18 protein-coding genes and 4 pseudogenes are annotated in these 22,465 nt (G+C 66.8%); 13 read left to right on the forward strand and 9 right to left on the reverse strand.

Translation table 11 applies throughout. The features are described 5' to 3' along the window. Nucleotides 1–96: 96 nt before the first annotated feature. Genes AC1RRW_RS15905 through AC1RRW_RS15915 form a run of 3 tightly spaced genes read right to left on the reverse strand, consistent with a single transcriptional unit; the run spans nucleotide 97 to nucleotide 3,307 of the window. Nucleotides 97–1,119 (reverse strand): Hsp33 family molecular chaperone, encoded by a 1,023-nt coding sequence (locus tag AC1RRW_RS15905; RefSeq protein WP_492901996.1) that lies wholly within the window; start codon nucleotides 1,117–1,119, stop codon nucleotides 97–99. Continuing rightward, complete coding sequence (gene argF / locus AC1RRW_RS15910; RefSeq protein ID WP_492901777.1) at nucleotides 1,119–2,057, reverse strand: ornithine carbamoyltransferase; 939 nt, start codon at nucleotides 2,055–2,057, stop codon at nucleotides 1,119–1,121. Before argF ends, AC1RRW_RS15905 begins: the two co-directional genes overlap by 1 nt. A gap of 23 nt (nucleotides 2,058–2,080) precedes the next feature. Next, entirely contained in the window at nucleotides 2,081–3,307 is a 1,227-nt protein-coding gene (locus AC1RRW_RS15915; RefSeq protein WP_492901778.1) for an aspartate aminotransferase family protein, read from the reverse strand. A gap of 598 nt (nucleotides 3,308–3,905) precedes the next feature. Here AC1RRW_RS15915 and AC1RRW_RS15920 point away from each other — a divergent pair. After that, nucleotides 3,906–4,469: a GcrA family cell cycle regulator gene (locus AC1RRW_RS15920; protein ID WP_492901780.1), complete on the forward strand. Its 564-nt coding sequence runs from the start codon at nucleotides 3,906–3,908 to the stop codon at nucleotides 4,467–4,469. 63 nt (nucleotides 4,470–4,532) lie between these two features. On the opposite strand, the gene AC1RRW_RS15925 is transcribed toward AC1RRW_RS15920, so the two are convergent. Beyond that, nucleotides 4,533–5,576 (reverse strand): GMP reductase, encoded by a 1,044-nt coding sequence (locus tag AC1RRW_RS15925; protein WP_492901782.1) that lies wholly within the window; start codon nucleotides 5,574–5,576, stop codon nucleotides 4,533–4,535. Between the two features lie 172 nt (nucleotides 5,577–5,748). On the opposite strand from AC1RRW_RS15925, the pseudogene AC1RRW_RS15930 reads away from it, so the two are divergent. The 9 genes and pseudogenes from AC1RRW_RS15930 to AC1RRW_RS15970 all read left to right on the forward strand — a co-directional run. Beyond that, a pseudogene (locus tag AC1RRW_RS15930) lies at nucleotides 5,749–6,236 on the forward strand (IS5 family transposase); the annotation flags it as partial. Next, nucleotides 6,230–6,394, forward strand: a pseudogene (locus tag AC1RRW_RS15935) (glucose dehydrogenase); the annotation flags it as partial. The pseudogenes AC1RRW_RS15930 and AC1RRW_RS15935, both read left to right, overlap by 7 nt. Nucleotides 6,395–6,550: 156 nt before the next feature. After that, nucleotides 6,551–7,372 (forward strand): metallophosphoesterase family protein, encoded by an 822-nt coding sequence (locus tag AC1RRW_RS15940; RefSeq protein WP_492901784.1) that lies wholly within the window; start codon nucleotides 6,551–6,553, stop codon nucleotides 7,370–7,372. Nucleotides 7,373–7,451: 79 nt separating this feature from the next. Continuing rightward, nucleotides 7,452–8,645 carry an ABC transporter ATP-binding protein gene (locus tag AC1RRW_RS15945; RefSeq protein ID WP_492901786.1) on the forward strand — a complete coding sequence of 398 codons (1,194 nt, stop codon included), beginning with the start codon at nucleotides 7,452–7,454 and terminating at the stop codon, nucleotides 8,643–8,645. Then, nucleotides 8,642–9,565: a carbohydrate ABC transporter permease gene (locus AC1RRW_RS15950; protein WP_492901787.1), complete on the forward strand. Its 924-nt coding sequence runs from the start codon at nucleotides 8,642–8,644 to the stop codon at nucleotides 9,563–9,565. Before AC1RRW_RS15945 ends, AC1RRW_RS15950 begins: the two co-directional genes overlap by 4 nt. A 110-nt stretch (nucleotides 9,566–9,675) precedes the next feature. After that, the gene (locus AC1RRW_RS15955) at nucleotides 9,676–10,440 is read left to right on the forward strand and encodes a carbohydrate ABC transporter permease (protein ID WP_492901998.1); all 765 of its coding nucleotides are present in this window, start codon (nucleotides 9,676–9,678) and stop codon (nucleotides 10,438–10,440) included. Nucleotides 10,441–10,529: 89 nt separating this feature from the next. Then, nucleotides 10,530–11,798, forward strand: a complete 1,269-nt coding sequence (locus tag AC1RRW_RS15960; RefSeq protein ID WP_492901789.1) for an ABC transporter substrate-binding protein — start codon at nucleotides 10,530–10,532, stop codon at nucleotides 11,796–11,798. A gap of 86 nt (nucleotides 11,799–11,884) precedes the next feature. Continuing rightward, nucleotides 11,885–12,727 (forward strand): phosphodiesterase, encoded by an 843-nt coding sequence (locus AC1RRW_RS15965; protein WP_492901791.1) that lies wholly within the window; start codon nucleotides 11,885–11,887, stop codon nucleotides 12,725–12,727. After that, on the forward strand, nucleotides 12,724–13,515 hold the full coding sequence (locus AC1RRW_RS15970; protein WP_492901792.1) for an inositol monophosphatase family protein: 792 nt from the start codon (nucleotides 12,724–12,726) through the stop codon (nucleotides 13,513–13,515). Before AC1RRW_RS15965 ends, AC1RRW_RS15970 begins: the two co-directional genes overlap by 4 nt. 12 nt (nucleotides 13,516–13,527) lie before the next feature. Here AC1RRW_RS15970 and AC1RRW_RS15975 read toward each other — a convergent pair whose 3' ends face one another. Then, a complete protein-coding gene (locus AC1RRW_RS15975) occupies nucleotides 13,528–14,478 on the reverse strand; it encodes a sugar-binding transcriptional regulator (protein WP_492901794.1) in 951 nt (316 codons plus the stop codon). A 289-nt stretch (nucleotides 14,479–14,767) separates the two neighbouring features. Here AC1RRW_RS15975 and AC1RRW_RS15980 point away from each other — a divergent pair. Both AC1RRW_RS15980 and AC1RRW_RS15985 read left to right on the forward strand, forming a co-directional pair. Next, a pseudogene (locus AC1RRW_RS15980) lies at nucleotides 14,768–14,821 on the forward strand (hypothetical protein); the annotation flags it as partial. A 96-nt stretch (nucleotides 14,822–14,917) separates the two neighbouring features. Then, a pseudogene (locus AC1RRW_RS15985) lies at nucleotides 14,918–15,696 on the forward strand (IS30 family transposase); the annotation flags it as partial. Nucleotides 15,697–15,740: 44 nt separating this feature from the next. Here AC1RRW_RS15985 and AC1RRW_RS15990 read toward each other — a convergent pair. From AC1RRW_RS15990 to AC1RRW_RS16005, 4 genes are all read right to left on the reverse strand, one after another. Then, nucleotides 15,741–17,330, reverse strand: a complete 1,590-nt coding sequence (locus tag AC1RRW_RS15990) for an ABC transporter substrate-binding protein (protein WP_492901796.1) — start codon at nucleotides 17,328–17,330, stop codon at nucleotides 15,741–15,743. 175 nt (nucleotides 17,331–17,505) lie between these two features. Further along, nucleotides 17,506–18,342, reverse strand: coding sequence for an IclR family transcriptional regulator (locus AC1RRW_RS15995; RefSeq protein WP_492901797.1), 837 nt, complete (start codon nucleotides 18,340–18,342; stop codon nucleotides 17,506–17,508). 52 nt (nucleotides 18,343–18,394) lie between these two features. After that, complete coding sequence (locus tag AC1RRW_RS16000) at nucleotides 18,395–19,915, reverse strand: AMP-binding protein (RefSeq protein WP_492901799.1); 1,521 nt, start codon at nucleotides 19,913–19,915, stop codon at nucleotides 18,395–18,397. A 35-nt stretch (nucleotides 19,916–19,950) separates the two neighbouring features. Continuing rightward, complete coding sequence (locus tag AC1RRW_RS16005) at nucleotides 19,951–20,727, reverse strand: enoyl-CoA hydratase/isomerase family protein (protein ID WP_492901801.1); 777 nt, start codon at nucleotides 20,725–20,727, stop codon at nucleotides 19,951–19,953. Between the two features lie 147 nt (nucleotides 20,728–20,874). Between AC1RRW_RS16005 and AC1RRW_RS16010 the strand changes: the two genes are divergently transcribed. Beyond that, entirely contained in the window at nucleotides 20,875–22,422 is a 1,548-nt protein-coding gene (locus AC1RRW_RS16010) for an AMP-binding protein (RefSeq protein ID WP_492901803.1), read from the forward strand. Nucleotides 22,423–22,465 lie beyond the last annotated feature (43 nt).

Consider the following 22,465-nt stretch of genomic DNA (forward strand, 5'->3'; position numbering starts at 1 on the left):
CGCCCCCGCCCCGCGCCCACCGGCCAGGAAGGCCGCCAACGCTCGCGCCGGAGACGCCGGATGGGAGGAGTTCTGAGAGGGAGGGCGGCGGAGAGGTCACGCCCCCGTCGCCAGCCCCTCCTCGACCTCGCTCGCGGCGAAGACATAGCGCCGCGAGCAGAACTCGCAGGTCACGCCGAGCATGCCGTCATCGGCGACCATCGCCTTGCGGTCCTCCGCCGTGAAGCCGCGCAGCATGCCGAGCACGCGCGCGCGCGAGCAGCGGCAGGCCTCGTGCACCAGCGCCGGCTCGAACACCCGCGCCCCGCGCTCGTGGAAGAGCCGGTAGAGCAGCCGCTCGCTCTCCAGCAGCGGATCGAGCAGCTCGTGATCCTCGACCGTCTCGACCAGCGAGCGCGCCTCGGTCCAGGCGTCGTCGCTGATGCCGTCGGGATCGGGATCGGCCATGATCTCATGGCCTTCCGGCGCATCGCCCGGATGGATGTCGGCGGCGCGCAGGCGATCGACCGAATGCGGCATGAACTGCACCAGCAAGCCGCCCGCCCGCCAGCGCCGGCCTTCGCCGGTGACGATCGAGCCGACGCCGAGCCTGATCCGGCTCGGGATCTGCTCGGACTGGCGGAAATACTGATGCGCCGCCTCTTCCAGGCTCTGCCGGGTCAACGCCACCACGCCCTGATACCGCGTCGCCTGCGTGCCCTGATCGACCGTCATGGCGAGATGGCCCTCGCCGAGCAGCTCGCCCGTGTTCAGCGTCCCGGCAGCAATGGCCTCCGCCAGTTTGGCCTCGTCGACATGCGCCACGGCGCGATAGCTGTCGGGCGCGTTGAAATCGACGACCATCATCGAGATCGGCCCGTCGCTCTTGGTCTGGAGCTGGAAGCGGCCCTCGAATTTCAGCGCCGTGCCGAGCAGGACCGCGAGTGCGGCCGCCTCGCCGAGCACGCGCGCGACGGGTTCCGGATAGTCGTGCCTGGCCAGGATGGTGTCGAGCGAGGGCCCGAGCCGCACCACCCGCCCGCGCACGTCGAGATCGGGCACGGTGAACGGCACGACGCGATCGTCGAGCGCCGGATCGGCCGCGCTGGGATCGGCGGTGCCGATGTCGGAGCCCGCCATCAGGCCGAGACCCCGCCGAAGCACCAGGCCAGGATGCCCTTCTGCGCATGCAGCCGGTTCTCGGCCTCGTCGAACACGGCCGATTGCGGCCCGTCCATCACGGCGTCCGTCACCTCCTCCCCGCGCGAGGCCGGCAGGCAGTGCATGAAGATCGCGTCCCTCCCGGCGCGGCCGAGCAGACGCTCGTCGACCTGATAGGGCCGCAGCAGGTTGTGGCGCGTTCCTTCCTCGTCGCCCATCGAGACCCAGCAATCGGTGATGACGCAATCGGCGCCCTCGACCGCCGCTTCCGGCCGCGAGGTCAGTCGGAGCCTCGCGCCATGATCGCGGGCCCAGTCGAGCAGGGCCGGCGGCGGCGCCAGTTCGTCCGGCGTCGCGATCGCCAGCTCGAAATCGAGCCGGCCGGCGGCATGGATCCAGGAGGTCAGCACGTTGTTGCTGTCGCCGGTCCAGGCGATGCGCTTGCCTTTGATCGAACCCTTGCGCTCCTCGAAGGTCATCACGTCGGCCATGACCTGGCAGGGATGCTGGCGCTTGGTCAGGCCGTTGATCACCGGAACGGTGGCGTGTTTCGCCATCTCGACCACGGAGTCATGGTCGAGCATGCGGATCATGATCGCGTCGACATAGCGCGACAGCACGCGGGCCGTGTCGGCGATGGTCTCGCGCTCGCCGAGCTCGATCTCCTGCCCGGTGACCATCATCGGCGAGCCGCCGAGCTCGCGGATGCCGACATCGAAGGAAACGCGGGTGCGCAGGGAGGGCTGCTCGAAGATCATGGCGACGACCTTGCCATCGAGCAGCCGGTCGCCCGCCGCCTCCGGGGTGCGGCGGCGCGCCTTGATCTCGTCGCCCTTGCGCAGGATGGCGCGCAGCTCCGCGGCGGAGAAATCGGAAAGATCGAGGAAATGGCGCGTCACTGGCGCGTCCTTCGTCATCGGGAGATCGGAGTTCTGGTGCGTTATTCGGCGGCCGGCCGCTTCAGCGTCGCCTCGATGGCGCGCGCCGCGCGGTCGAGCCGCGCCACCGCCTCGCCGGCCTCCTCCTCGCCGATGATCAGCGGCGGCAGCAGGCGCACGACATTGTCGCCGGCCGCGACGACGAGCAGGCCGTTCGCGCGCGCTTCCGCGACGAAATCGGTGTTCGGCGTGCGCAGCTTCAGGCCGATCATCAGGCCCTCGCCGCGGATCTCCTCGATCACCTGAGGATGCTGGTCCTTGAGCTGCGCCAGCGATTGCCGCAGCCGCAGTCCCATCCGCGCGACGCGCGCGATGAAGCCATCCGCCAGCACCACGTCGAGCACGGCGTTGCCGACCGCCATGGCGAGCGGGTTGCCGCCGAAGGTGGTGCCGTGGGTGCCGAGCGTCATGCCGGACGCGGCTTCCTCGGTCGCGAGGCACGCGCCCATCGGGAAGCCGCCGCCGATGCCCTTGGCGATCGACATGATGTCGGGCGTGACGCCATGATGCTCATGGGCGAAGAACTTGCCGGTGCGGCCGACGCCGGTCTGGATCTCGTCGAGGATCAGCATCAGCCCGTGCTCGTCGCAAAGCTCGCGCAGCCGCTTGAGGAAGCGCGGCGGCACGGACCGGAGACCGCCCTCGCCCTGGATCGGCTCGATCATCAGCGCGGCCGTCTCGGGCGTGATCGCGGCCTTCAGCGCCGTCTCGTCGTCGAACGGAACCTGGTCGAAGCCGTCGACCTTGGGGCCGAAGCCGTCGATGTATTTCTGCTGGCCGCCGGCCGCGATCGTCGCCAGGGTCCGGCCGTGGAAGGCGCCCTCGAAGGTGATGATGCGGAAGCGCTCCGGCTGGCCCTTCGCGGCATGATATTTCCGCGCCATCTTGATGGCGCACTCGTTGGCTTCCGCGCCTGAATTGGTGAAGAAGATGCGTTCGGCGAAGGTCGCCTCGCAGAGCCTGCGCGCCAGCTTCTCGCCGTCCGGCATGGAGTAGAGGTTCGAGGTGTGCCAGATCCTGCCGGCCTGTTCGGTCAACGCCTTGACCAGATGCGGGTGGGCGTGGCCGAGCGCATTGACGGCGATGCCGGCGCCGAAATCGAGATAGCGCGCGCCGTCCGCCGTGATCGACCACGGCCCTTCGCCGCGCTCGAAGGCGACGGGCGCGCGGGCATAGGTCGGCAGCAGGACGGAAGACGCGGCGGACGGCGAAGAAGAGGCGGAAGTCATCGGAGACGATCCTCGTGACGAAGGGGCGAGGCGAGCTGGACTGGGCGCGTGAGGCAGACGGGCATGGGCGGCATCGTGCCGTCGGCATGCGACCTGCCGGCGACATCATCGTCGCTGCCGTGTCCGGGCCTCTCGTCGCATCGTCATCCGCATGATCCAAATCTCGTGAGGCCCGGGATCCGACAAGGTCGAGCCTCCGATCCTTCAAAACATAAGCGCCGCCCAAACGGGGCGGCAGCTCTGGCCAAGACTATGCTGAACGGCCCCGGCGCTGTCAATTCCGGCGCTTGGTCCGACGGCCAGATGAGATCAACCTGACTCTGCGTCAGCGTTGCCGAAAAGATTCACCTTGACCGGTCCTGCGCCTTTGCCTGGGGAAAAGCCGAAATCCGATTCGCGGACTCTTGTCGCAGAGTCCGGACATCTTGTATGGTCGTCTTCGTCAGATACGACATCTCGTGCGGCGCACCCAGTTACCGTCAGTTTCGGCTGTCACGGCCCCCGTTGTTCGCGGGCGCCGGCGGTATCGGATTCCGCCACGACCCGCCCGTAAGGCCAGCCCGCGAGTCGCTGGCCTCGACAACGACAGGTGAAGCCGATGAACGAAGCCGGAGCATGGACCGAAGAGCGCGTCGAGCTGCTCAAGAAGCTCTGGAACGACGGCCTGAGCGCCAGCCAGATCGCCGGCGAACTCGGCAGCGTCACGCGCAACGCCGTCATCGGCAAGGTGCACCGTCTCGGCCTGTCGGGCCGCGCCAAGAGCCCGGCCTCGTCCGGCGCGCCGCGGGCGACGCCCGCCCGCAAGCCCTCGACGCGCTCGCCGAGCCACCCGATGGGCGGCGGCAACGGCGGCGCCATGACGCGGGGCGCCAATGCGCTCGCCCAGCAGTTCCGGCCCGATGCGGAGGCCGATCCGCAGGCCGCGCCGGCTCCGGCCCTGTCGGAGGATGTGGTGGTGCCGTTCTCCGAGCGCGTCACCATCATGGACCTGCGCGAATACATGTGCCGCTGGCCGATGGGCGATCCGACCACGCCGGAGTTCCGCTTCTGCGGCGGCCGCTCGCAGACCGGCATGCCCTATTGCAGCTACCATGCCCGCATCGCCTACCAGCCCGCCGCCGACCGCCGGCGCGACCGCAGCCGCGCCGGGGCGCGCGTCTGAGCTTTGGGCCGTCCGAATTGCGGAAAGCCGGCCCGAGGGCCGGCTTTTTCGTATCGCGGTTCGTCAGCCGCCGAAGACGGTGTTGAGCTGGCTGCCAACCATGACGAAGGTGGTGCGCTTGGGCATCTCCTTGAGCCGGACCGCGCCGATATAGGTCATCGCCGAGCGCACGCCGCCCGTCAGCTCCAGCATCGTGCCCTCGACCGGGCCGCGATAGGCCACCTCGACGGTCTTGCCTTCCGAGGCGCGGTACTTGGCGACGCCGCCGGCATAGCGCTTCATCGCCGTGTCCGATGACATGCCGTAGAAGGTCATGCCGACGGGCACCTTTTCGCCGTCGCGCTCCTCGTAGCGGATGTCGCCCTCGCATTCGTCATGGCCGGCCAGCATGCCCCCCAACATGATGAAATCCGCGCCCGCGCCGTAGCCCTTGGCGAGGTCGCCCGGCACGGTGCAGCCGCCATCGCCGCAGACCAGGCCTTTGAGCCCGTGCGCCGCATCGGCGCATTCGATGATCGCCGAGAGCTGCGGATAGCCGACGCCGGTCATCTTGCGCGTCGTGCAGACGGAGCCCGGTCCGATGCCGACCTTGACGATGTCGGCTCCGGCCAGGATCAGCGCCTCGGTCATGTCGCCGGTGACGACGTTGCCGGCCATGATCGCGGCGTCGGGAAGGGCGGCGCGTGTCGCCTTGACCGTGTCGACGAACTTTTCCGTGTAGCCGTTCGCCACGTCGAGGCAGATCTTCGTGATCGGCGATTGCGCATGCACCGCCTTGAGCTTGTCGTGGTCGGCGTCTGTCGTGCCGAGCGAGTAGAAGGCGTTGGCGGCCTCGGGCTCGCGGAAGAAGGCGATCAGCTCGTCGACGTCGTAGTGCTTGTGCAGCGCCACCATCGCGCCGTGCTTCAGGAGCGCCCGCGCCATCGCCATGGTGCCGACCACGTCCATGTTGGCCGCGATCAGCGGAAAGCCGCTCCAGTCGGCGCCGGTATGGGCGAAGCGGAAGGTCCGGTTGACGTCGACCTGCGCCCGGCTGCCGAGCGTCGAGCGCTTGGGCCGGATCAGCACGTCGCGGAAGTCGAGTTTCGGGTCGTTCTCGATGCGCATGGCCGCCTCTGTGCATGTCGCACGCAAGGCATCGCGTGCGCCGATTCATAGCTGCTAGGGACGAGATGATGCAATCGCGTCAATCTCCCGCGCCGGGACGTCCGAAGAGCTAGGCTCAGGACCTGTTAATTTGGTTTGAGCTGTGATTCACGGTGTCCGGGAGGATACCGTGATGGGTGATTTGTTCCTGCTGAGCGAGCGTCAGATGTGTCGGATCGAGCCGCATTTTCCGCTCTCGCACGGCGCGCCACGTGTCGATGACCGGCGTGTCGTGAGCGGCATCGTCTACGTGATCCGCAACGGCCTCCAGTGGAAGGACGCGCCCAAGGGCTACGGTCCGCACAAGACGCTCTACAACCGCTTCATCCGCTGGAGCCGGCTCGGCGTCTTCGACCGGATCTTCGCCGGGCTCGCCGGCGAGGGGCCCAAGCCCGAGCGCATCATGATCGACGCGACGCATCTCAAGGCCCATCGCACGGCGGCGAGCCTGCTCGAAAAGGGGCTGTTCCCCGTTGTATCGGGCGAACCAAGGGCGGGCTGAACTCCAAGCTCCGCACCGTCCGCGACGGGATCGGCCGCCCGATCGTCATGCCGCTCTCGGAAGGCCAGATGAGCGACCACAAGGGTGCGAGCCTCATCCTTGACGCGCTCCCGCCAGCCTCGCCGACTGGCCGCAAGAGAAGCTCGACGTCGAGCGCGCCCGCGGCGGCCCGACCGAGGCCGAGGAGGTGGCGGAAGCCGTACGTTTCATGCTTACACGACCGCGCAACGTCACGGTTCGCGATCTCGTGATCCTACCGCAGAGCACGAATCTCTAGCCGGCAACGGTCTTCGGCCAAAGCGAGGTGAATAAACGCTTAAAATACAATTGTGTCATCAATCATTCATTTGTATGGTCCAAGGCAAAGCCGCTGCCCGGCGTTCGCGCCGGGATGAGACGGTCGCCCGATCAAGTGGCGAATTCCGGAGGGGACATGCAGCGTATCGTGCAGATTTCCGACACGCATCTGAGCCCGACCAAGCGGCATTTCGCCGATAACTGGACGCCGCTGACGGACTGGCTCGCCGCGCAGGCGCCGGATCTCATCATCCATACCGGCGACGTCACGGTCGATGGCGCGGATATCGACGAGGACATGCGCCATTGCCGCGTCCTCCTCGACACGCTCAGCGTGCCCGTGCTCAGCATCCCCGGCAATCACGATGTTGGCGAAGCCTATCACCCACATCAGCCGGTGAACGATGCCCGCCTCGGGCGCTGGCGCCAGCATCTCGGCGAAGATTTCTGGGTCCGCGACCTCGAGGACTGGCGGCTGATCGGTCTCAACTCGATGCTGTTCGGCAGCGACGAGACCGAGGAAAGACGCCAGCTCGCCTGGCTCGACCGGCAGATCGCCGAAGCGCAGGGCCGTCGCCTCGGCTGGTTCATGCATCGCCCGCTTTTCGTCCAGGCGCCCGACGAGAGCGACATGGGCTATTGGAGCGTGCCGCCGCGGCCGCGCGCGCATCTGCTCGATCTCGTTCGCCGCCATGAGGTTGCCTTCGTTGCCAGCGGCCATCTGCACCGCGCGCATGACTTCACGATCGCCGGCACGCGCTACATCTGGGGGCCGTCATCCGGCTTCGTCGTCGGGCCCAAATTGCAGCCAGGCATGGCCGGCACGACCACGCTCGGCGCCGTCTCCTACGCCTTCGAAGGACGGGATTTCACGGCCGAGATCCACGAAATATCCGCGCTGAAGACACTCTGGATCGATGACGTGATCCACGAGGTCTACCCGCCGCACGCCGCCTGAACGCCTCCCCGGCTGCCTGCGGGCGCCGGGCCGAACACGCCCAACGAAAGGCCCGCAAGGCCGCAGAAAGGCGAACGCCATGGCCAAGGTCACATTGTCCTCGATCGCCAAATCCTTCGGACCAACGAAGGTTCTGGGCGGCGTCGATGTCGATATCGCCGATGGCGAGTTCCTGACGCTGGTCGGACCGTCCGGCTGCGGAAAATCGACCCTGATCCGGATCATCGCCGGCCTCGAGCATCAGGATAGCGGCAGCATCGCGATCGGCGGCAGCGGCGTCGATCATCTGCGGCCGCATGAGCGGCGCGTCGCCATGGTCTTCCAGTCCTATGCGCTTTATCCGCATATGAGCGTCGGCGCCAACATCGCCCTGCCCCTGACGATGTCGCGGCTCAAGCTCTGGCAGCGCCTGCCGCTGCTGCGGCGGCTTTCCGCCCAGCGCCGCAGCGTGATGCGCGGCATCGAGGTCGATGTCGCGGCGGTCGCGGCGCAGCTCCAGCTCGATCATCTGCTGGCGCGCAAGCCGGCCCAGCTCTCCGGCGGCCAGCGCCAGCGCGTCGCGCTCGGGCGCGCCATGGTGCGCAATCCCGACGTCTTCCTGATGGACGAGCCGCTGTCCAATCTCGACGCCAAGCTGCGCGTCCATATGCGCACGGAACTGGCCGAGTTGCACAAGCGTCTCGGCGCGACCTTCATCTACGTGACGCATGACCAGGTCGAGGCGATGACGATGTCGGACCGCGTCGCGATGATGGATTCGGGTTCCGTTCTGCAGCTCGGCACGCCCTCCCAGCTCTATGAAAAGCCGGCCTCGCTCAAGGTTGCCCAGTTTATCGGCAGCCCGGCGATCAACCTGCTGCCCGCAACGGTCGCGAATGGCGGCCGCCTCGAACTCTTCGGCCGGCCCTTGGCGCTCGGCGTCCCGCTGGCGCAAGGGCAGGCCGTGACGCTTGGCATTCGCTCCGAGGCGCTCTCGCTGGTCCGTGGCGAACCCGGCGGCAGCGGCCGTGCCTGGTTCTCGGCCCGCCTGCGGCGCAAGGAGAATCTCGGTTCCGAATACATCCTGCATTTCGACCTCGCCGGGCGCGATGCCACCGGTGTGACGATGCGCGCGACGCCGACCGCGGCCGCCGGCGTGAACGAGGCCGCCGAGGTCACGCTCGGCTTCGACGAGTCCGCAACCCACATCTTCGCCGCCGATGGCGAGCGCGTCGAGCCGCGCGGCCCGGGCACGGCCGCCGGTTCCGTGGTGCCGCTGAGGGCCGGCGCATGACGATCGCCCTCGCCTCATCAGCGGGCTTTGCGCCCGGCGCGCGCCGCAGGCTCTGGATCGAGCGCGTCACGGGGCTCGGCTTCGCCCTGCCGGCGTTTATCCTGCTGCTGCTGACGATCCTGCTGCCGCTCGCCGTCCTGCTCTGGCTCAGCCTCACCAATTACGAGTTCGGCGGCGTCGACATGGACTGGGTTGGCCTTGCCAACTTCCAGAAGGCGCTGGCCGATCCGATCATCCGGCGCTCGCTCGTCAACACGCTGCTCTACGTCGCCATCGTCGTGCCGGGCGGCGTCTTCGGCGCACTCCTGATCGCCGTGCTGGTGCATCGGCGCAAGCGCACCCGCTCCTTCTACGAGGTGGTCTATTTCCTGCCGGTGACCTCGACGCTGATCGCGATGGCGACGGTCTGGCAGTTCCTGCTCCATCCCTCGCTCGGCCCGGTCAACGGCCTGCTGAAATGGCTCGGCATCGGCCCGATCGCCTTCCTCAGCGAGCCCTCGACCGCGTTGGCGACGCTCGCCGTGATCGGCATCTGGCAGCTCGTCGGCTTCAACATGATCCTGTTCCTCGCCGGGCTGACCGCGATCCCGCGCGATCTCTACGAAGCCGCCGACATCGACGGTTGCTCGAGCGGCATCGACCGCTTCCTGACCATCACCTGGCCCCTGCTCGGGCCGACGACGATGTTCGTCCTGGTCACCACGATGATCACCGCCTTCAAGATCTTCGACACGGTGGCTGTGATGACGCGTGGCGGTCCGGTCGGGTCCACCGAGGTGCTGCTCTACAACATCTATCTCGAAGGCTTTCAGTACTTCCGCACCGGCTATGCAGCGGCGCTGACCTTCATCTTCCTCGCGTTCATCCTCGTCTTCTCGGCCGTGCAGACCTTCGCCCTCGACAAGAAGGTGCACTACTGATGACCGATCTCGCCCTTCCTGCCGCCCCGGTCACGCCCACCCATCCGGTGCTGAGGCGCTTCCTGACCCTCGTTCTGGTCCATGTCGTGCTGATCGCCGGCGCGATCTTCATGCTGGCGCCCTTCGTCTGGATGCTGGTGACCTCGATCAAGCCGCCGGCTGAGATCTTCAGCGCCGAGATCTCGCTCTGGCCGAAGCAGTTCTACGGTCTGCAGAACTATGGCTTCGCCATGGAGAAGGCGCCGCTTTTGCGCTTCGCGCTGAACGGCGTCATCCTCTGCGGCGGCATCCTGGTCGTGCAGCTTCTCGTCGCCATCCCATGTGCCTATGCGCTGGCGAAGCTTGATTTTCCCGGCCGCAACGCGCTCTTCGTGCTGGTGCTGCTCGGCCTGTGCATCCCCGTCCAGGTGCCGGCGATGCCGCTCTATATCGCGCTCGCCCAGCTCGGGCTGCTCAACACCTATTTTTCGATGATGGTGCCGTTCTTCCTCTCGGTCTTCGCCATCTTCCTGTTCCGCCAGTTCTTCCGCGGCTTTCCCGACGACATCATCAACGCCGCCCGGCTCGACGGCATGAGCGAGTTCGAGATCGTCTGGCGCGTCGTCACACCGAGCGCTTGGCCGGCGATTTCCGCCTTCTCGGTCTTCTCGGCGGTGGCGCACTGGAACGATCTCTACTGGCCGCTGATCGTCATCTCCGATGCCAGGCTCGCGCCGCCGCCGCTCGGCATGATGTTCTTCGCCGATGCCGAGACCGGGTCGAACTATGGCGCGCTGACCGCCGCGGCCACGATCCTGACCGCGCCGCTCGTGATCGCCTTCCTCGTCGCCCGTCGCCGGTTCATCGACGGCATCACCATGACCGGAGTGAAGTAGCGGCCCTGCGGCCGCCCGCCCCGCCAAGAGTCCAGGCCTGAAGCAACTGCAACCCGACAGCCCCGCTGTCCATGCCAAGGAGATCACGCATGAAACCTCTCGGCAAAATCCTTGCCGCGGCGGCATTGACCCTCGCCGCCTCGACGGCCGCGAAGGCCCAGGTCACGCTCGATGTGCTCTATGCCTTCCCAGCCTTCGCCAAGTTCCACGAGCCGATCGCCGCGGAATTCATGAAGCAGCGCCCCGACATCAAGATCAATTTCCGGGCGCCGGCCGCAAGCTATGACGAAGGCCATCAGGCGATGCTGCGCTCGTCGGTGACCAACCAGCTGCCGGACGTCTACTATTCCGGCTTCCACCTGCTGACCGAGCTCGTCGAGAGCCTCGACAAGCGCAAGCAGGTCGTCGATCTCGGCCCGCTGCTCAAGGCCGAGCCGGAAGCATGGCGCAAGGCGAATTATTCCGATGCGCTGCTCTCGCTCGCCCAGGTCGGCGGCAAGCAGGTCGGCCTTGCCTTCAACGCCTCGACGCCGCTGATGTATTTCAATGCCGAGCTCGTGAAGAAGGCCGGCGGCGACCCCGACAAGATGCCGGACAACTGGGCCGACACCGTCGCGCTCGCCAAGAAGATCCGCAGCGGCGACACCGCCGGCATGGCCTACAACATCCATGACTGGCCGGATGACTGGCTCTGGCGCGGCGTGATCCTGCAGGGCGGCCATTCCATGCTGTCGGCCGACGGCAAGAAGGTCGCTTTCGGCGGTGAGGTCGGCGAGAAGACGCTGTCGCTGCTGCGCAGCTTCGTCACCGATGGCAGCATGCCGCTGATCGACTGGGACCAGTCGCGCCAGCAGTTCATCGCCGGCAAGATCGGCATCTTCTTCGACACTCCCGCCCGCCTGCGCCAGGTTACCGACCTGGTCGGCGACCGCTTCACGCTGAAGACCGCGCTCTTCCCGGTCGACGACAAGGCCAAGGGCAAGTTGCCCACCGGCGGCAACGCGGCGCTGATCACGGCGAAGGACCCGGCCAAGCAGAAGGCGGCCTGGGAGTTCATCAAGTTCGTCACGGGCCCCGAAGCCCAGAAGATCGTCGTCGAGACCGCCGGCTACATGCCGACCAATCTGCGCGCCGGCGAGGACGCCTTCCTCGGCCCGTTCTATAAGGAAAACGCCAATTTCCGCACGATCAACGGGCAGGTTTCCCGCGCCGCCCCGTGGGAAGGCTATCCGGGCGGCAATTCGGTGCGCATCTGGCGCCAGCAGCGCGAGGTCGTCGCCGGCGTGATGCGCGGCGAGATCCAGCCCAAGGCCGGCATCGAGCGCATCGTCTCCGAGACCGAAGCCCTGATGAAATAAGCGGCCACGCCTCGGTTCCGGCCCATCGCCGCCCGGTTCCTTCGTGACCGGGCGGCTTCCGTTTTCCCTGTCACCGGACGTCCCTGATGATCATCGCCCAGATCAGCGACTTTCATGCCCGCCCCCATGGCGACCCCGCCTATGGCCTCGTCGAGACCAATCCTGCCATCGAACGCGCCGTGGACGAGATCCTGAAGCTGGAGCCGCGGCCCGACTGCGTTCTGGTCACCGGAGACCTGTCCGATTGCGGCCTGCCCGAGGAATACGGCATCGTCCGCGCAGTGCTGCGACGCCTGCCGATGCCGGTCTATGTCATACCCGGCAATCACGACCGCCGCGACACCTTCGCCGCTGAATTGCGCGCCGATCACCCCTACCTGCCGCAGACGGGCTTCCTGCATTACGTCGTCGACGATTTCCCGGTCCGGCTGATCGGGCTCGACACCGTCGTCGCCGGCGAGGATGGCGGCGAAATCTGCGCCGCCCGCGAGGCATGGCTCGCCGAGCAGCTCGCGCAGGGACAGGGCAAGCCGACGGTGATCTTCATGCACCATCCGCCCTTCCCCGTCGGCGTCGACGGCATGGACATCATGCCCTGCAAGGTCTCGCCGGGCTTCGCCGGCCTGATCGCCGATCATCCCGAGATCGAGCGCGTGCTCTGCGGCCATTACCACCGGCCGATCCAGCTACGCTTCGCCGGCGCCATCGGCTATGTCGTGCCCGGCACCGCCCATCAGGTCGCGCTCGATCTCAGGCCGGGCACGGAAAACAAGTTCGTCATGGAGCCGCCGGCGCTGGCGCTCCATGTTTGGAAGCCCGCCCTCGGGATGGTCAGCCATCTCCAGCCGATCGGCGACTATGGACCGCGCCGGGATTTCGTGCTCGATCCCGCCTATCCCGGAAAGCCGCGAACGGTGCCTGCCCGATGACCGAACCACGCCTTCTCGCCCTGCTCGACCAGGCCGACGGCCTCGCCCGCCGGGCCGGCGAGGTGCTCGTGCGGATGCAGGGCGCCGAGCTCGGCGTCACCCGCAAGGAATTGAACGATGTGGTCACGGCCGCCGATCTCGCCTCCGAGCGCCTGGTCGTCGACGGCCTGCGCGCCCTCACGCCGGAGGCCGCGATCCTCTCGGAAGAGGCCGGCTTCTCCGGTTCGGAACAGGCGCCACGCTGGATCATCGATCCGCTCGACGGCACTGTGAACTACGCCTCCGGCCTGCCCTGGTTTTCCGTGACCATGGCCTATCAGGAACAGGGCCGCACCGTGCTCGGCCTGACCCATGCGCCGCTCGCAGGGCTTTCCGCACGCTTCGCCGAGGGAGGCATCGCCACGGTCGACGACCGGCCGGCGCGCGTTTCGGCCACCCGTCGCCTGAGCGATGCCGTCGTCTCGATCTGCCTGACTTCGCATTACAGCGCCGAGGACGCGAACCGGACGAGCGATGTCATCCGCCGCCTTGCCGGCTTGTGCCGGGGCGTGCGGGTGATCGTCTCCGGCGGCCTTGAGATGTCGCTGGTGGCGGCCGGGCGGCTCGACGCCTTCATCGGGCTCAAGGCCGACATCGTCTCGCACGCCGCGGCGATGCCGCTGGCGCGGTCGGCGGCCGGCCGGGTGACGACGGTCGACGGCCGGGACTCGCGCGACGAGGATCTGGAGAAGGTCGTGACGAATGGCCTGATCCACGACGAGTTGTTGCAGGCAATCCGCAGCGCCTGACGCGGCGGCTCTTCAGGCAGGCGCCGAGCTCTCCAGCACGGCAGTCGCCGCCTCTTCGTCCGTAATCAGCACCGAAGCGAGCTTCCCACGCAAGGTGGCCGCGATGACTTCCGCTTTGTTGGCTCCGCCGGAGGCGAGGATAACGGTCGGTATCCGGCGCAAGGCGTCGAGCGGCAGGGCGATGGCCCGGCGATTGATCGGATGCGCAATCGCTTGGCCGCCGCGGTCGATGAACTGGCCCAGCATGTCGCCAACCGCGCCCGCTTTCGCGAGCTCCGCGACACGGACGTCGCCCGGCAGCCCGTAGCGCACCAGCAGCGAACGCTCGCTGAGATCGCCCGCGCTGAGGATCGCGACATCGGTCGCCCTGATCCGGGTGAAGGCCGTCTCGAACACGTCCTGCGCCAGTATGGTGTCGCGCGACTGCGGAGCCCCGGCATAGATCGGCGCCGCGAGATAATGACACTCCGCCTGCCAGAGCCGGGCGAAATGGCTGGCGATCTCGAAGGTGTTGATCTCGATGCCATAGGTCAGCCCGCCCATCATCGAGGTCACCGAGAGATCGCGGTACTGTCCGGGGCGGATATGGCGGATGGTCTCCCTGAGGGTTCCGCCCCAGCCGACGCCGAAGATGCCGGAAGGCTTCTCCTCGATGACCCGCGAGACGAACTCCCCGGAGGCCTTGCCGATCTGTGCCGCGATCTGGTCGGGGTCGGCGGGGCTGGGCACGACGACCGCGTTCTTCAGGCCGAACCGTGCGATCAGCGAGCGTTCCAGCCGGACACAGCTTTCCAGCCGGGAATTGATGGTGATGTTGACGAGACCGCTGCCGCGCGCCTCGACGAGCAGCCGGTTGACGCGCAAACGGGTCATCTTCATCCGCTCCGCGATCTCCGCCTGGGTCAGCCCTTCCATGTAGTAGAGCCAGGCGGCTCGAACTTGCGTCTGCGGGTCCTCCGGCATGGTGGCATCCTGATGCGGTGGGCTTGCGCCCGCGGTGGCGCGGCGGCATTCGGCGAGGGCGTCGAAGCTGGCTTACATCGCTTTCAAGCCATCCCACAACGCGCGGAACCTGCGCGGTTTCGCGCTTGAAGTAAACCAATGTAAATCATCAAATACATTTGTCGACGGCTTTCCGCGAAACGAGCGCCGACCCCATGTCCCGAGCCGTCTTCCTCCACGCCGCAGGCGATGCCCGCGTCGCCCCGTTCAATCTCCACGAGGGAGCACGGGCGAAACCTTGCTCGACGTCGTGGCGGTCGGGCTCTGCGGCAGCGACCTGCACTACTACAAGGATGGCGGCATCGGTTCGGCGGTGATCGCGACGCCCTTCGTGCCCGGCCATGAGTTCAGCGGCTGGCTGACCGAGGATGCGTTCTCACATTTGACTGCCACGCGACACGCCCATCGACTTCGGATCGATTATCCGGATGATCCTACCATGCGCATCAGCCACGAGGCGATCTACCAGTCCCTGTACATCAGGGTCGCGGCGCGCTGCGCCGTGAGCTGACGGCTTGCTTGCGCTCGGGGCGAGCTTTGCGCGTTCCGCGTGAGCGGACCCGCGGCCGTGGAAAGCCCTTCGTGGGCGATGCCATCATGATCGGCGAACGGCCGCCAGCGGTCGAAGACCGGGCGATCCCGGGGCATTGGGAAGGTGATCTCATCCTGGGCCTGCACAGCTCGGCGATCGGCACGCGCGTCGAACGCAGCTCGCGCTTCACGATGCTGCTGCACCTGCCGCGCCAAGAGGGATATCAGCGTGGACAGCGGGTCAAGAACGGCCCGCCACTTGCCGGCCACGGTGCTGAAGCCGTTCGCACGGCGATCGTCCAATCCATGAGCGAACTGCCCGCGACGCTTCGTCAATCGCTGACCTGGGACCAGGGAGCCGAGATGGCTCAGCACGCTCGGCTCCGCATCGAGAGCGGGCTGGAAGTCTACTTCTGCGATCCGCAAAGCCCATGGCAGCGCGGCTCGAACGAGAACACCAACGGGCTTCTGCGCCAGTACTTCCCGAAAGGCGCCGATCTCAGCCAGCACTCAACCGAAGAACTGGCCGCCGTCGCCCACGCGATCAACACGCGGCCTCGCAAAACGCTATAATGGAAAACACCGATCGAGATGCTCGATCGGTTCCTCGCTCAGCAGTATGATGGCCCCGTTGCGACAACCGGTTGAACCCGCCTTTTGTGACCGCCGCGCGTTGGAACGCCTCGCCCGCGTCACTTCTCGTAGACGTCGGTCGCGAGCGTCAATTCGTCGACGCGCGGCTCGTAACGCAGGGTGCCGCGCGTCGCCCAGATGTTCTTGAAGTGATAGAGCGGGATGATGGCGACATCGCTCGTGACGAGCTTCACGGCGTCTAGCACCAGCTTCTCGCGCTTGGTGTCGTCCGTCTCCGAGATAGCGGCAGCGTTGACGGCGTCGAGCTTCGGACTGGAGTACTGTGCCCAATTGTAGAGACCCCAGCCCGTTTCTTTGTTGCGCGTGCCCAGGAGGTCGCGCAGCAGGCCCGTGCCCTCCATCGAATTGTTGCTCCAGCTGCCGAGATAGGCGGCGAACTGGCTCTTGGACCCACGCGACGAGTAGACGCTGAACGGCACCGCATCGATCGCGGTCTCGACGCCGATGCGGCTCCACATCTGCGCCAGTGCCTGGGCGACCTCGACGCTGTAAGGCACCCGGTCGTTCGAGGTCGACAGGGTCAACTTGAAGCCATCCGCGAAGCCGGCTTCCTTGAGCAGCGCCTTGGCCCTCTCGGGGTCGTAGGCCGGGACGGGTGTCTTGGCGTCGTAACCCATGATGCCGGCGGGCAGCCACTGGCCTGTCGGGGTCGCGGTGCCGAGCAGGATGCGATCGGCGATGCCGGTGCGATTGATCGCCAGCGACAGCGCCTCGCGGACCTTCTGGTTGCCCAGCGGCGACGGATCGAGCTTTGTGCCCTTCTTGTCTGTCACCGCCGGCGCGTCCTCGGCCGGCTTGATCATCGGGACGACGTAGTTGACGCGCATGCCGGCGACGGAGGAGACGGAAATGTTGGCGGTCTTCTCCAGCCGCGGCAGGTCGCTGGCCGAAGGCGAGTCGATCAGGTCGATGTCGCCCGAGAGCAGTGCCGCGGTCCGGGCGGCTGCGTTGGGAAGCAGCCGGATGGTGAGCGTCGTCCAAGCCGGCTTCGGCCCCCACCAATTGTCGTTCCGCGCAAATTCGATGCGTTCGCCGGGCACGTAGGTGACCAGTTTGAACGGACCGGTCCCGATCGCGGCCTTGCCGCTGTTGTAGTCGGCCGTGCTGGCGTTCGTTCCGACGTGGCGCGACACGATGGCGAGCCGCGTCAGGTCGCTCGGCAGGTTGGGAACCGGCGAGGCCGTCGTCAGCCGGATGACGGTCGGGCTGACCACCTCCGCGGCCGTGATCGGGCGGATGATGCCGGCGAAGCCGCCGAGATTGTTCGGAACGTCGATGGCGCGTTTCAGGGTGAAGGCGACGTCGTCCGCCGTGAAGGGCTTGCCGTCATGCCATGTCACGCCTTCGCGGAGCTTGAACTCCCATGTCGTGGGCGTGATCGCTTTCCACTCGGTCGCGAGAGCGGGCATCAGCTTGCCGTCGGGGCTGCGACCGACCAGCCGGTCGTACATATGGAACGCGACCAGGTTGTTCGGGGTCGTGCTGTAGAAATGCGGGTCGATCGAATTCACCGAGCCGCCAATGCCGATCGTCAGTTTCTCGGCGAATGCGCTGGTGGAACCGAAGGCAAGAAGGAAGCCCGAAACGAGCGCGAACTGCCACGCCGGACGGTCGGTAAGCCAGATCATGCCCCATCCCCCTATTATTGGTATATAATAATAATTATTTAAGGACAATTCTGGCGCGCTGTCAAGACAGTCGGAGACACGGTTCGCGAAAGTCCGGAATTGCCAAAGCTCCGAGCCGCGGAGCGGGAACCGCAGGCTCGATGACGCCGCGATCACGCTGCGGAGGCGCGGCGACTTAGCCGATCAGGCCGTCCGTCGCCTTGAGGGCGGCGCGCGTGACGAGGGGGGCCAGTTCCCTGGTCGCCAAACCTCGATCGTAGCGCGTGGTCAGCGTCGACAGATTGATGGCGCCGATGGCGCGACCGGCACGGTCATGCACCGGGGCCGATACCGAGATGCTTCCCTGCTCCATGCTCTTCTCGGTCACGGCGAAGCCGATACCTTTGACCGTCTCGAGTATCCGCATCATCTCTGCCGGATTGGTCGCCTTGGTGCGCAGTGAGACCGATTCATGCGATGCGGCCCAGACCTTCTCGACATGGCTCGGTGCGGAATGCGCGAGCAGCATCTGCCCCGAGGATGACGACAACGCCGGAAACCGCGTCCCGACGGGCAGGTTGACCGAGGAGATGTGCGTGCTCGCGATCGTTGCGATGATCACGATATCGGTGCCGTCGACCTCGACCCAGGAAATCGTTTCGCGGGTCTGCTCGGCAAGATCCCGCATCGCCGGAAAGGCGGCTTCGAGGCCCGCATTCGAGCCGGCGGCATGGTGGGCGAAGCGGAAGACCTTGCGCGAAAGGGCGTAGCGCTTGGTCGGCTCGTCGCGGTCGAGATAGCCGAGCCGCTCCAGTGTGTAGATGAATCGCTGCGAGGCGCTGCGGCCAAGCCCGGTACGGAGCGCGATGTCGGAGAGGCTGAGATTGGTCGTCGAGCGATCAAACGCCTCGAGGACCTTCATCGCCTTCGCGACGGAGGCGACGAACAGACGCTCGTCGATCTCCGGCCCGGCTTGACCAGGCGTCGCGGCAGCCGGCAGCGTCCTGTCGCTAGAAGTCGGCAGCCCGGCCATCGTTCGTTCGTCCTCCGATCAGTGGGTAGCTGTAGCAGCTTCGCCCTCGTCCTCAAGCGCGAGCCGCGGGATCGAACGCGGTCAGGAAGCGCTGGCGCAGGAGATTTTTCTGGATCTTGCCGAGGGTGTTGCGCGGTATCTCCGGCAGAACCTCGATGCGCTTGGGCACCTTGTAGCCCGACAGACAGGCCCGCAGCTCGGTCAGTGCGGAGGTCGGATCGAAAGCTGGGGCAGCGCTGGAAAGTTGCACGACCGCCAGCACCGCCTCACCGAAATCGGGATGAGGCACGCCGATGACGGCGCTTTCCAGCACGCCGTCGAGCGCGTTGAGCTCGACTTCGACCTCCTTCGGATAAACGTTGAGCCCGCCGGTGATGATGAGGTCGGCACCACGCCCGAGCACGCTGACACAGCCGGCCTCGTCGATCCGCCCGAAGTCGCCGGTCACGAACCAGCCTTCGCGGAAGGCTTTCCCCGTCTTCTCGGCATCATGCCAGTAGCCGAGGAAGGGATAGGGTTGCAGCAGTTCGATCATTCCGACCTCACCGGTCGGGACGCACGCGCCGCCAGCATCGACGAGGCGGATCTGCGAACCCGGCAAGGGCGAGCCCGACGTATCCGGCCGACGGCGATCCTCGACACGGTTCGAGGTTACGATCAGCGCTTCGGTCAAGCCATAGCGGTCAAGCAGCCGATGACCGCTACGCTCTGCGAAAGCGTCGAACGCATCGGCACGCATCGGTGCCGAACCCGTGACGAAGAGCCGGATGCGCGAGCAGAGCTGGCGATCGAAGCGCGGATCGGCCATCAGCCGGCTGTAATAGGTCGGGACCCCGGCGAAAATCGTCGAGCGGGGCAGCTGTGCGATCACCGGGTCGGTCTCGAATTTCGGCAGCAGAATCATCGACGCGCCGCCGGCCATCGCCGGCGTCGTCGTGCCGAAAAGGCCATAGGCCATCGGGTTGGCGTGCAGCAGGACATCGTCCGCGGTGATCTGCCAGCACTCGGCCAGCGAGCGCGCGTTCCAGATCACACTGCCGGCGGAGAGCAGCGCGCCCTTGGGCTTGCCTGTCGTGCCCGAGGTATAGACCATGGCGTTGGGGTCATGTGCCGCCACGGCCGCAAGTTCGGCCAGGCCGGGCAGATGGGCGCTTTCCGCCGCAAGGCTGCCGGAGCCGTCGGCGGCCAGCGTCAGGACAGCCCGCGCGCCGGCGTCTGCGAGGGCCTGCCGGCGAGCGGGGTCGCAAACCACCAGCGCAGGGTCCGCATCGCGGATGATGTGCCCGATCTCGGCGTCGGTCAGTCCGATATGGATCGGCAGATAGACCGCGCCGAGGCGGCATGCCGCCAGATAAAGCAGAATTCCCTCGGGCGATTTCTCGAGGACACCGCCCATGAGGCGCCCCTTGGCGACACCATGCGCGGTCAGCAGCTGCGCATAGCGCGCCGTGATCTCTGGCACCTCGCCGAAGCGGATCACCCGCCCCTCCGGCGTCTCCATGAAAACCCGCAGCGGATCGGCCGACGCATCGAAGAGGGCGGCGAAGACATTGGCGTCGACGAGAACGGACACGCTGGTTATGACGGAAATCCTGAGCAGGTCGCGCGTCAGAGGCCGGTGAAGACCGGCTTGCGTTTCTCGGCGAAGGCAAGCGAGCCCTCGCGATAATCCTCGCTGCGGTCGGCCTCGTCGGATAGCCTGCCCACCGCTGCCGCGGCTTCGGCGAACCGGCCTTGCTGGATGGCGTCGCAGGCGAGCTTCGCGGCCTGAATCGAAAGCGGCGCATTGGCGATGATCGGCTCGGCCAGGCGCAGCGCGGCATCGACGACGTCATCCTCGACGATTTCCGATACAAGCCCGCAGGCGAGCGCCGCCGAAGCATCGATCGGCGCGCCGGTGTAGAGCATGTGCCGCGCCATGGTGAGGCCGGCCGTTGCCGCCAGGAGTTGCGTGCTCTCGGCGGGGTAGACGAGGCCGAGCTTGGCCGGCGGCACGCCGAAGCGGGCGGTGGCGTCCGCCAGGCGGAAGTCGGCCCTGAGCGCCAATGTACAGCCGCCGCCGACGCAAGGGCCGCTCACGGCGGCGATCACCGGCACGCGGGCGGCGGATACGGCCGCGTAGCAGGCCATGATCCCATCCCAGTAATACTGGCGCGCCGGCGGGTCGTAGCGGACCGCGGCAAAGGCGCCGATCTCGTCGCCGGCACAGAAGGCGCCGCCGCGGCCGGTGAGGATGATGGCGCGGACGCCGTCGTCGGAGCGCAGGGCGGTGAAGGCCGCGCCAAGTGCGCGCCAGGCCTCGCCATTGAGGGCGTTGCGCTTGGCGGGGCGATTGATGGCGACCACGGCGACGCTGCCACGTCGCTCCAGCTCGATATCCGACATCCTTGCCGCGCTCCCGTTATCCCTCGCTCGAAGGCTTGACACGACTCCGATGCAAATATCAATATTCAATCATCATTATTGTTAGCCGATACCTTTGGGTCGTGCGGCCTCAGAAGGCCGGCCGGTCTGGGCGCGCGGGGACATGACATGCAGACCAGCGAGATCACGATCGGGCAGCTCTGGGATGCACGCGCGCAGCAGGACCCCGAGCATGTCTACTGCCAGTTCGACGGACGCGACTGGACCGTCGGCGTCCTGAATGAGCGGATCAACCGCCTGGCCAACGCTCTCCTCGATTCCGGGCTGCGCAAGGGCGACCGCGTCGCAGTGATGCTGCCGAGCCATCCCGACCATATCGTCGCGATCTTCGCGCTCGCGAAGGCCGGCCTCGTCCGGATCCCCGTCAATGTCCACCTGAAAGGCGCTTCGCTCGACTTCGTCTTCGACCGCTTCGAGCCGCATGCGCTGATCGCCGACCACTCCTATGCCGAGGCCTTGGCCCCGGTGAGCGAGCGGGTCACCGGGCTGCGCGTCGTCTGGCGCGGCGCGGCCGGTCAGGCCGGCTTCGCGGAAGTGATCGAGGCTGCTTCGCCGGCCCGGCCGCAGGTCGAGGTCGCGGCTGACGACGTCATCGCCATCACGCCGAGTTCCGGGACAACCGGCGAACCGAAGGGCGTGCTCAAGAGCGACCGTAGCCTGCGCGCAGGGCCGATGGGCACGCTCGCGCTCACCGGCGCGAAGCAGGGTGACGTCTTCCTGCTCTGGGAGCCGCTGCATCACGGCGCGGGCGTCGCCGTGCTGATCGCGGCGCTCATGAAACCGATCACGCTCGCAATGGTCGAGCGGTTCAGCGCCTCCCGCTTCTGGGAGCAGGTCCGCCAGTACGACGTGACCCATATCCACTATCTGGGCGGCGTGTTGCCCCTGCTGCTCAAGCAGCCCACAAGTCCGCGGGACCGCGAACACAAGGTTCGCATGGCTTGGGGCGGCGGCTGCCCGGTCGACGTCTGGCGCGCCTTCGAGGAGCGCTTCGGCGTGGTGCTGAGGGAGGGCTACGGGCTTTCCGAGATGACGACCTTCGTCACCATCAATCCGGAGGGACGGCTGGGGTCCTGCGGACGCCCGCTGCCCTTCTACGACGTGCGGCTGCTAAACGAGGACGGGCAGGAGGCGCCCGTCGGGGAAACCGGGGAGATCGTCGTGCGCCCGCTCGAGGCGGGGCTCGCCTTCAAGGGTTATTTCCGGATGGAGGAGGCGGGGGCCGCTCTCGTCAGGGATGGCTGGTTCTCGACCGGCGATCTGGCACGCCGCGACGAGGACGGCTTTCTCTTCTATGCCGGCCGCAAGAAGGACAGCGTGCGCCGGCGCGGCGTCAACATCTCGGCCTGGGAGGTCGAGCGGATCGTCCTGACCCATGACGCGATCGAGGAATGCGCGCTGATCGGGGTGCCCAGCGAGATGGGCGACGACGACCTCAAACTCTTCATACGGGTCGTGCCCGGGCAGCATGCCAACCCGCTGGAGCTGATCCGCTGGTGCGAGGAGCGGATGCCGTACTTCCAGATTCCGCGCTATATCGAAGGCATCGACGAGTTCCCCAAGACGCCGACGCAGCGCATCAAGAAGAGCGATCTCAGCCGCAGCGTCGATGCCTGTTTCGACCTCGATCGCTCCGGCCACAAGATCGGCCGCTGACTGCGCCTGCCCCGTTTCGCGAGAGACGCTCATGTCGCGCTTT

Source organism: Allobosea sp. GW821-FHT12C12 (genome assembly GCF_058807355.1).

Bases quoted from the DNA above. Each gene is read 5' to 3' on its own strand.
- AC1RRW_RS15905 (WP_492901996.1), bottom strand. From the start codon at position 1,119: ATGGCGGGCTCCGACATCGGCACCGCCGATCCCAGCGCGGCCGATCCG.
- argF (WP_492901777.1), bottom strand. From the start codon at position 2,057: ATGACGAAGGACGCGCCAGTGACGCGCCATTTCCTCGATCTTTCCGAT.
- AC1RRW_RS15915 (WP_492901778.1), bottom strand. From the start codon at position 3,307: ATGACTTCCGCCTCTTCTTCGCCGTCCGCCGCGTCTTCCGTCCTGCTG.
- AC1RRW_RS15920 (WP_492901780.1), top strand. From the start codon at position 3,906: ATGAACGAAGCCGGAGCATGGACCGAAGAGCGCGTCGAGCTGCTCAAG.
- AC1RRW_RS15925 (WP_492901782.1), bottom strand. From the start codon at position 5,576: ATGCGCATCGAGAACGACCCGAAACTCGACTTCCGCGACGTGCTGATC.
- AC1RRW_RS15940 (WP_492901784.1), top strand. From the start codon at position 6,551: ATGCAGCGTATCGTGCAGATTTCCGACACGCATCTGAGCCCGACCAAG.
- AC1RRW_RS15945 (WP_492901786.1), top strand. From the start codon at position 7,452: ATGGCCAAGGTCACATTGTCCTCGATCGCCAAATCCTTCGGACCAACG.
- AC1RRW_RS15950 (WP_492901787.1), top strand. From the start codon at position 8,642: ATGACGATCGCCCTCGCCTCATCAGCGGGCTTTGCGCCCGGCGCGCGC.
- AC1RRW_RS15955 (WP_492901998.1), top strand. From the start codon at position 9,676: ATGCTGGCGCCCTTCGTCTGGATGCTGGTGACCTCGATCAAGCCGCCG.
- AC1RRW_RS15960 (WP_492901789.1), top strand. From the start codon at position 10,530: ATGAAACCTCTCGGCAAAATCCTTGCCGCGGCGGCATTGACCCTCGCC.
- AC1RRW_RS15965 (WP_492901791.1), top strand. From the start codon at position 11,885: ATGATCATCGCCCAGATCAGCGACTTTCATGCCCGCCCCCATGGCGAC.
- AC1RRW_RS15970 (WP_492901792.1), top strand. From the start codon at position 12,724: ATGACCGAACCACGCCTTCTCGCCCTGCTCGACCAGGCCGACGGCCTC.
- AC1RRW_RS15975 (WP_492901794.1), bottom strand. From the start codon at position 14,478: ATGCCGGAGGACCCGCAGACGCAAGTTCGAGCCGCCTGGCTCTACTAC.
- AC1RRW_RS15990 (WP_492901796.1), bottom strand. From the start codon at position 17,330: ATGATCTGGCTTACCGACCGTCCGGCGTGGCAGTTCGCGCTCGTTTCG.
- AC1RRW_RS15995 (WP_492901797.1), bottom strand. From the start codon at position 18,342: ATGGCCGGGCTGCCGACTTCTAGCGACAGGACGCTGCCGGCTGCCGCG.
- AC1RRW_RS16005 (WP_492901801.1), bottom strand. From the start codon at position 20,727: ATGTCGGATATCGAGCTGGAGCGACGTGGCAGCGTCGCCGTGGTCGCC.
- AC1RRW_RS16010 (WP_492901803.1), top strand. From the start codon at position 20,875: ATGCAGACCAGCGAGATCACGATCGGGCAGCTCTGGGATGCACGCGCG.